Raw genomic sequence first — 12,862 nt, forward strand, 5'->3', positions numbered from 1 at the left:
CCCGACCGACCAGCCGCGCCCCACCGCGCCGCGCCCCGATTCACCTACCCGGGCCCACACCGCTCGACGAGCCGCGCCCGACGAGCCGCGCCCCGACTCACCAGCCCGGACCCGCACCGACGCACCAACCTCCCCCGGCCCACCCAACCCACCCCGCCAACCCGACCCAACCCCGCCCCGACCCGCCAGCCCCGCCCCTACTCCACCTCCACCACCAACACCCGATCATCCCCACCCTCAGGCGACCCCCGCCCATCCGTCTCGCTGGTCACCACGTACAGCCGGTTCTCGCCCGCGGCGACGACCGTGCGCAGGCGGCCGTACTCGCCCTCCAGGAAGGCCTGTGGTTCGGCCAGGGACTTGGTGCCGTCCAGGGGGATGCGCCACAGACGTTCGCCGCGCAGGCCCGCCATCCAGATCGAGCCCTCGGCCCAGGCGATGCCGCTGGGGGAGGCGTCGGCGGTCGACCACTGCTCGAGCGGGTTCACGAACTCCGCGCCCTCGTCGCCCTTGCCCTCCACCTCGGGCCACCCGTAGTTCTTGCCCGGACCGATCTGGTTGAGCTCGTCCCAGGTGTTCTGGCCGAACTCGGCCGCCCACAGCCGCTGTTCCTTGTCGAAGGCCAGCCCCTGCACATTGCGGTGACCCCACGAGTACACGAGCGAGTCCGCCTCAGGATTCCCCGGTGCCGGCTCGCCCTCGGGTGTCATCCGCAGGATCTTGCCGCCGAGCGAGGACTTGTCCTGGGCGAGTCCGGTCTCGCCCGTTTCACCCGTCCCCGCGTACAGCATCTTGTCCGGGCCGAACGCGATCCGCCCACCGTTGTGAATCGTCCCCTTGGGGATGCCTCGCAACACCGTGTCCGGCGCGCCCAGTTGCTGTCCGGCAGGCTTCTTCTCGTCGTACTGGAAACGCGCGATGCGGTTGTCCGACTCGGTCGTGAAGTACGCATACACATAGTGGTCCGAGGCGAAGGCGGGCGAGAGGGCGAGCCCCATCAGCCCGCCCTCGCCGGCAGGCGCCACTCCCGGCACCGGTCCGACCTCGGTCTTCTTCCCGCTCTCCGCGTCGATCCGGGTGATCGTGGCCTCGTCGCGCGAGGAGACGAGCAAGTCTCCCTCCGGCAGCGCGGCAAGCCCCCAGGGCGACTTGAGGTCCTCGGCAAGGGTCTTGACCACCTTCGCCGAACCCTCGGCCGGCGGCAGATCGGGATCGGCACTGCGCGAGGGCTCACCCGCCTTCCCCGGGCTCGAGGCGGAGTTACTCTCCTTCGCCGGCGGGTCCTCACCGTCCCCCGAACAGGCGGACAGCAGCAGCACTGCGGCGGCCAACACGGCGGGTACTGCGGTTCGTTGCACGGCCGAGGTCCTTTCGACGATCGCGTTCCTACCGTTCATACACCGCTCGCGCCGCCCGGGTTCCCACAACCAGCCCCGAATCCCCGAAGCCGGCCGGCGGCCGCCGCCGCTCCCTGGAGACCCGTACCGACTGCGCGAACCGAGCAAGCCCCTACTCCCAGGACCCCACCCCGGACGGCAACTCCGCAATCTCCCGAAGATCCTCCTCGGTGAGCCGAACCTCCGCGGCCCCGGCGTTCTCCGCCGCCCAAGCCGCCCGCTTCGTCCCCGGCACCGGCACCACATCCCGGCCCCGGGTGAGCACCCACGCCAGCGCGACCTGGGCGGGCGTGGCCCCGTGCCGCGCGGCGATCCGCCGCAGACCCGCGACGATCGGCTGGTTCGCGGCCATCATCTCGGCGGTGAACCGCGGATGCCGGGCCCGCACATCCTCCGGTTCGAAACCGGAACCCGGTGTCAGCGTCCCCGTGAGAAAACCGTTCCCGAGCGGCATCGCCGCCAGAAAACCCACCCCGCGCGCCGCACACCACGGCAGCAGCGCGTCGAGCGCCTCCGGTGACCACACCGAGAGCTCGGCCTCGACGGCACTCACCGGGAAGACCTGCTGCACCCGCTCCAGTTGGCGGATCGTCGCATCGTGCAGCCGGGACCCGGGCCGCCGCCCGGCGCGTGCCCCCACCGCGCACAGTCCGAGCGAGCGCACCTTGCCCGCGGTCACCAGCTCCGCCATCGCGCCCCAGGTCTCCTCGACGGGCACCTCGGGGTCGGCGCGATGCAGCTGATAGAGGTCGATCACCTCGGTCCCGAGCCGGCGCAGCGAGGCATCGCAGGCCCGCTTCACGTACGAGGGACGGCCGTTGGCGACGATGTGCTGCTCACCGACGAGCAGACCCACCTTCGTCGACACGAAGGCGTCCGCCCGCCGCTCCTTCAACACCCGCCCGAGCAGCAGCTCATTGGTGAACGGCCCGTACATGTCCGCCGTGTCGAGCAGCGAGACCCCCGCGTCGAGCGCGGTGTGCACGGCCCGCAGCGACTCCTCGCCGTACTGCTGTGAAGCGGTGTACGCCCAGCTCATCGGCATGCAGCCGAGCCCGATCGCGCCCACTTCGAGTGCTGCCGCGCCGACCGTCCTGCGCTCCACCTGGCTCGTGCCTCCCCTTCGACCGACGGCCCCCAAACTAACCTCCCGCCTCCCGGCCACCAGGAGCAGGCCCCAGCGGATTAGCCTCCTGACCATGACCGCAGACGTATGGCTCCCGTTTCCCGCCGACGACATCGCAGGCCTGCCCGAAGGCCTCGCCTACCACTTCTGGGACGGCGCACCGGACTTCCCGGCCGATCCCGCCGACTGCGCCTTCTATGTAGTCCCCTATATGAAGGGCCCCGAGATCGCCGTACGCCCCATGGCGCGGATGCGGTCCGTGCAGGTCGTGCAGACCCTCTCGGCGGGTGTCGACCATGTGCAGGGCGGACTCGGCGATCTGCGTCCCGGCGTGCGCCTGTGCAATGCAAGGGGAGTCCACGAGGCCTCCACCGCCGAGCTCACGCTCGCGCTGATCCTCGCCTCGCTGCGCGGGATCCCCGGCTTCGTACAGGGGCAGCAGCAGGAGGAGTGGCGGTCCGGCTTCTATCCCGCGCTCGCCGACAAGTCCGTCCTGATCGTCGGATACGGATCGATCGGCGCCGCCATCGAGGACCGGCTCGCGCCCTTCGAGTGCGCGCGGGTGGCGCGCGTCGCGCGCTCCGCCCGCACTACGGAGCGCGGCGCCGTGCATCCGCTCGACGAGCTGCCCCGGCTGCTGCCCGAAGCCGACGTCGTGATCCTCTCCACGCCCCTCACGGAGGCCACCAGGCACCTGGCCGGTGCGGACTTCCTCGCGCGGATGAAGGAAGGCGCCCTGCTCGTGAACGTCGCGCGCGGCGGCGTCGTCGACACCAAGGCCCTGCTCACGGAGCTGGAAACGGGCCGCATCCGGGCCGCCGTGGATGTCACCGACCCAGAACCGCTGCCCGCCGGACACCCGCTGTGGCACGCGCCCAACCTGCTGATCAGCCCCCATGTGGGCGGCTCCACCTCGGCGTTCGAACCGCGTGCGAAGCGGCTCCTGGCCGGACAGCTCACCAAGTTCGCCGCAGGCGCGCCGCTGGACAACGTCGTGCTCACCACCGAATAGCGGGCGCACCGGGCGCCTCGCGCTCCCCAGGACCCCCGAACACCCCACACAGCGGCCGAAGTTCGGACACACTGCACACCAGTCGTACGCAGAGCCTCCGCCTCGGTACGCTCTGCAACATTTTCCGCGCAACGGGTGCCCCCAATGCCGCTGATCGTCACGGAGCGTAGAGGAACTATGTCCCTGAGTGACGAGACTGGTGTATCGTCCCGACTGGGGCTGCGCCGCGCACCGTTCGGCGCCGGGAAACCGCCGGGCAAGGACAGGGAATCCGCCCGGAGAGCACAGCGTGTGCCGGATACGCCGGGGACACACGGAAGGCACCGAACTGCGAGGGGGGCGACGGGCGATGCACGGCCTATGGACGATCATTCCTACGCGGCGGGACCGCCGACGGCGACCCTCGCATGTGCCGACGGGCCGCAGACCGATGAGCCGGACACCGGATGCGAGCATGCGGCCGCCGCGGCCGACGAGGCCGGTCCGGGCGGCGCGGTGAGCACCCCGGGGGTGCTGATGAACCGCCGTGTCGCGCCGTGCGGCGGCAAGTCGGGACTGGTGTCCCAGCTGGTGCTCGCGGTGACCTGCGCCGGCTATGCGGTCGGCTCCGCCCTCGGCTGGGGGTCCGCGCAACTCGCGCTGATCATGGGCGACTTCGGCCTCAGCGTCGCCGCGGCCGCCGCGGCCGTCTCCTGCTTTCTCTACGGCCGCAGCAGCGAGAGCCGTTTTCGACCCGCCTGGCTCCTGTTCGCCCTCTCGTCCGCGATGGCGGCGCTCGGCAACGCGGTCTGGGGCTGGTACGAGGTGGTGCTCGGCATCGAGGTGCCGAGCCCCAGCATCGCCGACCTGTTCTTCCTCTGCTTCGCACCGCCCGCGATCGTCGGACTCCTGGTCCTCGCCAAGAGGCCTGTCACGCGCGCGGGTTGGGTCTGTCTGGGCCTCGACTCCTGGCTGATCGGCGGCTCGCTGCTCACCCTGTCCTGGAGCCTGGCGCTCGCGCACAACTCCCAGGTCGACGGCCGCAGCGTCGCGCACGCGGCGCTCAACCTCGCGTACCCCCTGCTCGACATCGTGCTCGTCAGCATGGTGCTCGCGCTGCACTTCCGGCGCTCATCTGCCAACCGCTCGGCGATCAACACCGCGATCGCCGCCCTCGCGCTGACCGTGATGTGCGACGCGCTGTTCACCTCGCCGCTGCTCAAGCAGACCTACCGCTCGGGCGAGTTGCTCGACGCCGGCTGGTTCGCGGGCTCCCTGCTCCTCGCGTACGCACCCTGGGTGTCGACCCGGCCGGGGCAGTCCGTCGAGTACCCCCGTGTGGTGCGGCGCAGCAGCCAGCAGCGCGGCATCGGCGGCTCGCTCTCCGCGCTCACGCCCTATCTGGCCGCCGCCGTCTGCACGTTGGGCATCCTCTACAACACGATCGACGGCCGCAGCGTCGACCGCGTGGTGCTCTTCACCGCCTGCACGGTGGTGCTCGCCCTGGTCGTACGCCAGGCGATCATGCTCATCGACAACATGACGCTCACGCAGGAACTGGCCCAGAAGGAGAACCACTTCCGCTCCCTGGTCCAGGGCTCCAGCGATGTGATCATGATCGCCGCGCCCAGCGGCATACTGCACTACGTCAGCCCGGCCGCCTCCGGAGTCTGGGGGCGCAGCGCGGAGGAGCTCAAGGGCTCGGAGCTGGCCGACCTCATCCATCCCGAGGACCTCGGCCGCGTCGCCCACGAGATCCGCCGCTTCCTCACGGCGAGCCCGCTGGAGGAGCCCACCACCCGGATCGAGTGCCGCTTCAAGTCCGGCTCCGGAGACTGGCTGAACGTGGAGTCGACGGTCAACCGCCACCAGGGCGGCGGCCTGCTCTTCAACAGCCGCGACGTGACCGAACGGGTCCGTCTGCAGGCCCAGTTGCAGCACAACGCCGAACATGACCCGCTCACCGACCTGCCCAACCGTGCGCTGTTCACCAAGCGGGTGGGCCAGGCCCTGCACGGCCGCAGGGCCACCGACCGCGGCACCGCCGTGCTCTTCATCGACCTCGACGGCTTCAAGGCGGTCAACGACCGGCTCGGCCATCAGGCGGGCGACGACCTACTGGTCCAGGCCGCCCGCCGCCTCGAGGAATCCGTACGGCAGGGGGACACCGCGGCCCGTCTCGGCGGCGATGAGTTCGCGGCCCTGATCCTCGGCGACGGCAGCCGTGACAGTGCGGCACGCGAGCGCCATATCCATGAGCTCGCCGACCGCCTCAGGCTCACGCTCTCGCAGCCGTACGAGGTGGACGGCAGCAATGTCCGGGTGGCCGCCTCCATCGGCGTCGCCTTCGCCGAACCGGGCATCACCGCGGGCGATCTGCTGCGCAACGCCGACCTGGCGATGTACCGGGCGAAGGCCGCGGGCAAGGGCCGTGTGGTGATGTTCGCGCCCCAGATGAAGGCCGAGGTCGTCCGCAAGGCCGAGCTGGCCACCCGGCTGCGGTCGGCCCTGCACGAAGGCGAGTTCGCGCTCCTGCACCAGCCGGTCGTACGGCTGGACACCGGCCGGATCACGGCGGTCGCCGCCCAGGCGCGGTGGCGCAGCGCGCAGGGCATCCTGTTCACACCGGCCGAGTTCCTCCGGGTCTCCGAGGACAACGACCGCACCGCCGAGCTGGGCCGCTGGCTGCTCGAAGAGGCCGTCGAGCAGGCCGCCGAGCGGGGCGCCACCGGGCACGCGGTCCCCGTGGCCGTACGGATCAGCGCGGCCCGCCTCCTCGACCGCTCCATGCCGCTGGGCACCGTGGAAGCGCTCCTCACCAGGCACGGACTGCCTTCGGGCGCGCTGATCATCGAGCTCTCCGACCACGATCCGCGGATCCCGTTCGACGAGCTGGAGCGTCGGCTCACCGCCCTGTCCCGGCTCGGTGTCCGGATCGCCCTGGACGGCTTCGGCAACGGGTATGCGGCCATCACCGCACTGCGCCGCCTGCCCGTCGACGTACTGAAACTCGACCGCTCCCTGGTCGAGGGAGTCGTCGAGTCGGCCAGGCTGCACAAGATCACCAGCGGTCTGCTGAAGATCGCGGGCGATCTCGGGCTGCAGTCCGTGGCCGAGGGCGTCGATCTGCCCGAGCAGGTGGTGGCGCTGCGCGCGATGGGCTGTACGCACGGGCAGGGCATGGCCTTCTCCGGACCGCTCGACGAGTACCGGCTGCGGCGCGCTCTGGCCGCCGGGCACTACCCGTTGCCGCACGGTCCGATCGAGCCGGTGTTCGCGGGAGGGACTGTTGTCCGCTCACATAATGAGACGGCCGTCCCACCCACTTGACAGTGCCAGGGCGCTGGAGAGAGGGTCAGTGCCATGCGCACCCGAATTCTCGTACTTGGAAAGCGCGTCGGCTGAAGCTGAGTCGTCAGAGACACTCAGCGACCGTCACCGACGCGCTCCCCTCGCTTGCCTCCGGGCACGAGGGGTTTTTTGTTGCACAGGCACCGCCAGTAAGTTCGACAAACCTCGCATAACCACCCTCAGCATCGAGAAGAGACGCCGATGACCGAGCAGGCCACCGGGGCCCATCCGCAGCCGCGGCCCCGATCCTCTGGACAGCAGCAGACGGCCCCCGTCGAGCACCTCACGGGCGCGCAGTCCCTTATTCGTTCGCTCGAGGAAGTCGGGGCCGAGGTTGTATTCGGCATCCCTGGCGGCACGATCATGCCCGCCTACGACCCGCTGATGGACTCCACGAAGGTCCGGCACGTCCTCGTCCGCCACGAGCAGGGCGCGGGCCACGCCGCAACGGGTTACGCGCAGGCCACCGGCAAGGTCGGTGTCTGTATGGCGACGTCGGGTCCGGGCGCCACCAACCTGGTGACCCCGATCGCCGACGCGCACATGGACTCGGTGCCCCTGGTCGCCATCACCGGCCAGGTCTCCTCCAAGGCGATCGGCACCGACGCCTTCCAGGAAGCCGACATCGTGGGCATCACCATGCCGATCACGAAGCACAACTTCCTGGTCACCAAGGCCGAGGACATCCCGCACACCATCGCGGAGGCCTTCCACATCGCCTCCACCGGACGTCCGGGCCCGGTCCTCGTGGACATCACCAAGGACGCCCAGCAGGCGCAGACCACGTTCAGCTGGCCCCCGCAGCAGGACCTGCCCGGCTACCGCCCGGTGACCAAGCCGCACGCCAAGCAGATCCGTGAGGCCGCCAAGATGATCGCGGCCGCCAAGCGGCCGATCCTCTACGTCGGCGGCGGCGTCATCAAGGCGCAGGCCACCGCGGAGCTGAAGGTCCTCGCCGAACTCACCCAGGCGCCCGTCACCACCACCCTGATGGCACTGGGCGCATTCCCCGACAGCCACCCGCTGCACGTGGGAATGCCGGGCATGCACGGTGCGGTCACCGCCGTCACCGCGCTGCAGAAGGCCGACCTGATCGTCGCCCTCGGCGCCCGCTTCGACGACCGCGTCACCGGCAAGCTGGACTCCTTCGCCCCGTACGCGAAGGTCATCCACGCCGACATCGACCCCGCCGAGATCGGCAAGAACCGCGCCGCCGACGTGCCGATCGTGGGCGACGCACGCGAGGTCATCGCCGACCTGGTCCAGGCGATCCAGGCCGAGCACACCGAAGGCAACTCCGGTGACTACAGCGCCTGGTGGCAGGACCTCAACCGCTGGCGCGAGACCTACCCGCTCAGCTACGACCAGCCGGCCGACGGCTCCCTCGCCCCGCAGCAGGTCATCGAGCGGATCGGCAAGCTCGCCCCGAAGGACACGATCTTCACCGCGGGCGTCGGCCAGCACCAGATGTGGGCCGCGCACTACATCGACTACGAGCAGCCGGCGACCTGGCTCAACTCCGGCGGCGCCGGAACCATGGGCTACGCGGTCCCGGCCGCGATGGGCGCCAAGGCCGGCCAGCCGACCCGTACGGTCTGGGCGATCGACGGCGACGGCTGTTTCCAGATGACCAATCAGGAACTGACCACCTGCGCGCTCAACAACATCCCGATCAAGGTCGCCATCATCAACAACGGCGCCCTCGGCATGGTCCGCCAGTGGCAGAACCTGTTCTACGACGGCCGCTACTCCAACACCGTCCTGCACGGCGACAAGACGAACCACACCACCGGTTCGCAGGTCGGTGCGAGCGAGGAGCGGAGCAAGGGCACGCGCGTCCCCGACTTCGTGAAGCTCTCCGAGGCGATGGGCTGTGTCGCCTTCCGCTGCGAGGACCCGGCCGACCTCGACGCCGTCATCCAGAAGGCGAACGAGATCAACGACCGTCCCGTCGTCATCGACTTCATCGTCCACGAGGACGCCCAGGTCTGGCCGATGGTCGCCGCCGGCACCTCCAACGACGAGGTCATGGCAGCCCGCGACGTCCGGCCGGACTTCGGCGACGGCGCGGACGACTGAGAACGAGAGACGGAAAAGGAAGACAGACGCCATGTCCAAGCACACGCTCTCCGTCCTCGTGGAGAACACCCCCGGCATCCTCGCCCGGATCGCCGCGCTGTTCTCGCGCCGCGGCTTCAACATCGACTCCCTCGCCGTCGGTGTCACCGAGCACCCTGACATCTCCCGTATCACCATCGTGGTGAATGTCGAGGACCTGCCGCTCGAACAGGTCACCAAGCAGCTCAACAAGCTCGTCAACGTGCTGAAGATCGTCGAGCTGGAGCCCGGCGCCGCCGTCGCCCGTGAACTCGTTCTGGTGAAGGTGCGCGCCGACAACGAGACCCGTTCGCAGATCGTCGAGATCGTGCAGCTGTTCCGCGCCAAGACCGTGGACGTCTCGCCCGAGGCGGTCACGATCGAGGCCACCGGATCCAGCGACAAGCTGGAGGCCATGCTCAAGATGCTGGAGCCGTTCGGCATCAAGGAGCTCGTGCAGTCCGGCACGATCGCCATCGGCCGCGGCTCGCGTTCCATCACGGACCGCTCGCTGCGGGCCCTGGACCGCTCGGCCTGATTCACCCTCGTACGAAACAAGGAACCGGGCCTTAGGTCACCGACCACCAGGACCTAGGGCCCGCATTCCGAGACTGCAAATCCCAAAAACCCACGCCCCGCGTACTGTGAGTGCGAACCGGGGCGCCCCGCGAAGACCCGCATTCTGCAAGGAGAGATCCCAAGTGGCCGAGCTGTTCTACGACTCCGACGCCGACCTGTCCATCATCCAGGGCCGCAAGGTCGCGGTCATCGGATACGGCAGCCAGGGCCACGCCCACGCGCTGTCGCTGCGCGACTCGGGCGTCGACGTCCGCGTCGGTCTGCACGAGGGCTCCAAGTCCAAGGCCAAGGCCGAGGAAGAGGGTCTGCGCGTGGTGACGCCCGCCGAGGCCGCCGCCGAGGCCGACGTCATCATGATCCTCGTGCCGGACCCGATCCAGGCCAAGGTCTACGAGGAGTCCATCAAGGACAACCTCAAGGACGGCGACGCCCTGTTCTTCGGCCACGGCCTGAACATCCGCTTCGGCTTCATCAAGCCCCCGGCCGGCGTCGACGTCTGCATGGTCGCCCCGAAGGGTCCGGGCCACCTGGTGCGCCGTCAGTTCGAGGAGGGCCGCGGCGTTCCGTGTATCGCGGCCGTCGAGCAGGACGCGACCGGCAAGGCCTTCGCGCTCGCTCTCTCGTACGCCAAGGGCATCGGTGGCACCCGCGCCGGCGTCATCAAGACCACCTTCACCGAGGAGACCGAGACCGACCTGTTCGGTGAGCAGGCCGTGCTCTGCGGTGGCGCCTCCGCGCTGGTCAAGGCGGGCTTCGAGACGCTGGTCGAGGCTGGCTACCAGCCCGAGATCGCGTACTTCGAGTGCCTGCACGAGCTGAAGCTCATCGTCGACCTCATGTACGAGGGCGGCCTGGAGAAGATGCGCTGGTCGATCTCCGAGACCGCCGAGTGGGGCGACTACGTCACCGGCCCGCGGATCATCACGGACCAGACCAAGGCCGAGATGAAGAAGGTCCTCGGAGAGATCCAGGACGGCACCTTCGCCAACAACTGGATGAAGGAGTACCAGAACGGTCTGCCCAAGTACAACGAGTACAAGAAGCAGGACGAGAACCACCTCCTGGAGACCACCGGCAAGGAGCTGCGCAAGCTCATGAGCTGGGTCGACACCGAGGCGTAAGCCGCCCGGCGAAGGGGCCGGACCTCAAGGGTCCGGCCCCTTCGTGCAAGTTCTGGACACGTTCCGAAAGGAACTGGACACGCTGTCCAGCCACGTCCGAGTGATCCTTACGCTCTGGCGGATTTGGGGACCAAAGTCCCCACTACACTGCTCAACTACATACGCGTCAGGCCCACAGCGTCGTGCGTCTTCCACGCGGCTCATCCACCGCCTGCGGCCACGGGACGGCCGCCTGCACTGGAACATGCGAGGACTCACGTGAGCACTGCTGCCACCGGCAAACCTGTCGTACTCATCGCTGAAGAGCTGTCGCCCGCGACCGTCGACGCGCTCGGTCCGGACTTCGAGATCCGGCACTGCAACGGCGCCGACCGTGCGGAACTCCTGCCCGCCATCGCCGAGGTCGACGCCATCCTCATCCGCTCGGCCACCAAGGTCGACGCCGAGGCCATCGCCGCCGCCAAGAAGCTGAAGGTCGTCGCCCGCGCCGGCGTCGGTCTCGACAATGTCGACGTCTCGTCCGCCACGAAGGCCGGCGTGATGGTCGTCAACGCGCCGACCTCCAACATCGTCACCGCCGCCGAGCTCGCCTGCGGCCTGCTCGTCGCCACCGCGCGCAACATCCCGCAGGCCAACACCGCGCTCAAGAACGGTGAGTGGAAGCGCTCGAAGTACACCGGCGTCGAGCTCAGCGAGAAGACCCTCGGTGTCGTGGGCCTCGGCCGCATCGGCGTCCTGGTCGCCCAGCGCATGTCGGCCTTCGGCATGAAGGTCGTCGCGTACGACCCGTATGTACAGCCCGCGCGCGCCGCGCAGATGGGCGTGAAGCTGCTGACCCTCGACGAGCTGCTCGAGGTCGCCGACTTCATCACCGTGCACCTGCCCAAGACCCCCGAGACCCTCGGTCTCATCGGCGACGAGGCGCTGCACAAGGTCAAGCCGAGCGTGCGGATCGTCAACGCCGCGCGCGGCGGGATCGTCGACGAGGCCGCGCTGTACTCGGCGCTCAAGGAGGGCCGCGTCGCCGGCGCCGGTCTCGACGTGTACGCGAAGGAGCCCTGCACGGACTCCCCGCTCTTCGAGCTCGACCAGGTCGTCTGCACCCCGCACCTCGGCGCCTCCACGGACGAGGCGCAGGAGAAGGCGGGCATCGCCGTCGCCAAGTCGGTGCGCCTCGCGCTCGCCGGTGAACTCGTGCCGGACGCGGTCAACGTCCAGGGCGGGGTCATCGCCGAGGACGTGCGCCCGGGTCTGCCGCTCGCCGAGAAGCTCGGCCGGATCTTCACCGCGCTCGCCGGCGAGGTGGCCGTCCGCCTCGATGTCGAGGTCTACGGCGAGATCACTCAGCACGACGTCAAGGTGCTCGAACTCTCCGCGCTCAAGGGCGTGTTCGAGGACGTCGTCGACGAGACGGTGTCGTATGTGAACGCGCCGCTGTTCGCGCAGGAGCGCGGTGTCGAGGTGCGCCTGACCACGTCGTCCGAGTCGCCCGACCACCGCAATGTGGTCACGGTGCGCGGCACGCTCTCGGGCGGCGACGAGGTGGCGGTCTCCGGCACGCTCGCAGGACCCAAGCACCACCAGAAGATCGTCGGCATCGGTGAGCACGAGATCGAGCTGGCCCTCGCGGACCACATGGTCGTGCTGCGCTATGCGGACCGCCCGGGTGTGGTCGGCGCCGTCGGCCGTGTGCTCGGTGAGGCCGGGCTCAACATCGCGGGCATGCAGGTCTCGCGCGCCGAGGAGGGCGGCGAGGCGCTCGCCGTCCTGAGCGTGGACGACACGGTGCCGCCGAGCGTCCTCACCGAGGTCGCCGACGAGATCGGCGCTACGTCGGCGCGTTCGGTCAACCTCGCCTGACCGCCTTCTTCGCAGGGCACGAGGGCCGGGTCACCCACGGGTGACCCGGCCCTCGTGCGTCGTCCTGCGCCTCACGGGGAGGTGCTGGTCTCCGGCTCGATCAGGCCCTCGCGGTAGGCGATGCCCACGGCTTCGGTGCGGCTCGCGGCACCGAGCTTGGCGAGGATGTTCGAGACATGCACGCTCGCCGTCTTGCCGCTGATGAACAGCTCCTCGCCGATCTGACGGTTGGTACGCCCCCGGCCGAGCAGCCGCAGCACATCGCTCTCCCGGGCGGTGAGGGCGGCGATGCGGTCCGCCGGCGCCGACGCGTCGGCGAGGCGGCCCCGGCGGATCAGCG

9 protein-coding genes are annotated in these 12,862 nt (G+C 69.6%); 6 read left to right on the top strand and 3 right to left on the bottom strand.

Translation table 11 applies throughout. The features are described from left to right. Window positions 1-197 precede the first annotated feature (197 nt). Both ABT367_RS37545 and ABT367_RS37550 read right to left on the bottom strand, forming a co-directional pair. Window positions 198-1,397: a PQQ-dependent sugar dehydrogenase gene (locus ABT367_RS37545; RefSeq protein ID WP_352257966.1), complete on the bottom strand. Its 1,200-nt coding sequence runs from the start codon at window positions 1,395-1,397 to the stop codon at window positions 198-200. A 112-nt stretch (window positions 1,398-1,509) separates the two neighbouring features. Further along, window positions 1,510-2,502 carry an aldo/keto reductase gene (locus ABT367_RS37550; RefSeq protein WP_352257968.1) on the bottom strand — a complete coding sequence of 331 codons (993 nt, stop codon included), beginning with the start codon at window positions 2,500-2,502 and terminating at the stop codon, window positions 1,510-1,512. Window positions 2,503-2,596: 94 nt separating this feature from the next. Here ABT367_RS37550 and ABT367_RS37555 point away from each other — a divergent pair, with 94 nt between their 5' ends. From ABT367_RS37555 to serA, 6 genes are all read left to right on the top strand, one after another. Continuing rightward, window positions 2,597-3,535 carry a 2-hydroxyacid dehydrogenase gene (locus tag ABT367_RS37555; protein ID WP_352257970.1) on the top strand — a complete coding sequence of 313 codons (939 nt, stop codon included), beginning with the start codon at window positions 2,597-2,599 and terminating at the stop codon, window positions 3,533-3,535. Window positions 3,536-4,051: 516 nt separating this feature from the next. Next, window positions 4,052-6,844, top strand: coding sequence for a putative bifunctional diguanylate cyclase/phosphodiesterase (locus ABT367_RS37560; protein WP_352257980.1), 2,793 nt, complete (start codon window positions 4,052-4,054; stop codon window positions 6,842-6,844). A 222-nt stretch (window positions 6,845-7,066) separates the two neighbouring features. Then, window positions 7,067-8,944 carry an acetolactate synthase large subunit gene (locus tag ABT367_RS37565; RefSeq protein WP_352257972.1) on the top strand — a complete coding sequence of 626 codons (1,878 nt, stop codon included), beginning with the start codon at window positions 7,067-7,069 and terminating at the stop codon, window positions 8,942-8,944. 31 nt (window positions 8,945-8,975) lie between these two features. After that, window positions 8,976-9,500, top strand: a complete 525-nt coding sequence (ilvN, locus tag ABT367_RS37570) for an acetolactate synthase small subunit (protein WP_165335652.1) — start codon at window positions 8,976-8,978, stop codon at window positions 9,498-9,500. A 163-nt stretch (window positions 9,501-9,663) separates the two neighbouring features. Then, entirely contained in the window at window positions 9,664-10,662 is a 999-nt protein-coding gene (gene ilvC / locus ABT367_RS37575; RefSeq protein ID WP_352257974.1) for a ketol-acid reductoisomerase, read from the top strand. A gap of 258 nt (window positions 10,663-10,920) precedes the next feature. Continuing rightward, window positions 10,921-12,522 (top strand): phosphoglycerate dehydrogenase, encoded by a 1,602-nt coding sequence (gene serA, locus ABT367_RS37580; RefSeq protein WP_352257976.1) that lies wholly within the window; start codon window positions 10,921-10,923, stop codon window positions 12,520-12,522. 71 nt (window positions 12,523-12,593) lie between these two features. On the opposite strand, the gene ABT367_RS37585 is transcribed toward serA, so the two are convergent. Continuing rightward, window positions 12,594-12,862: response regulator transcription factor (locus ABT367_RS37585; protein ID WP_352257978.1), on the bottom strand; the 269-nt coding region annotated here is incomplete at its 5' end.

It is taken from the genome of Streptomyces mesophilus, assembly GCF_040300965.1.
Taxonomy (GTDB): Bacteria; Actinomycetota; Actinomycetes; order Streptomycetales; family Streptomycetaceae; genus Streptomyces; species Streptomyces mesophilus_A.

Excerpts from the sequence above, each read along its gene's own strand:
- ABT367_RS37545 (WP_352257966.1), bottom strand. The coding sequence starts at position 1,397 with ATGAACGGTAGGAACGCGATCGTCGAAAGGACCTCGGCCGTGCAACGA.
- ABT367_RS37555 (WP_352257970.1), top strand. The coding sequence starts at position 2,597 with ATGACCGCAGACGTATGGCTCCCGTTTCCCGCCGACGACATCGCAGGC.
- ABT367_RS37560 (WP_352257980.1), top strand. The coding sequence starts at position 4,052 with ATGAACCGCCGTGTCGCGCCGTGCGGCGGCAAGTCGGGACTGGTGTCC.
- ABT367_RS37565 (WP_352257972.1), top strand. The coding sequence starts at position 7,067 with ATGACCGAGCAGGCCACCGGGGCCCATCCGCAGCCGCGGCCCCGATCC.
- ilvN (WP_165335652.1), top strand. The coding sequence starts at position 8,976 with ATGTCCAAGCACACGCTCTCCGTCCTCGTGGAGAACACCCCCGGCATC.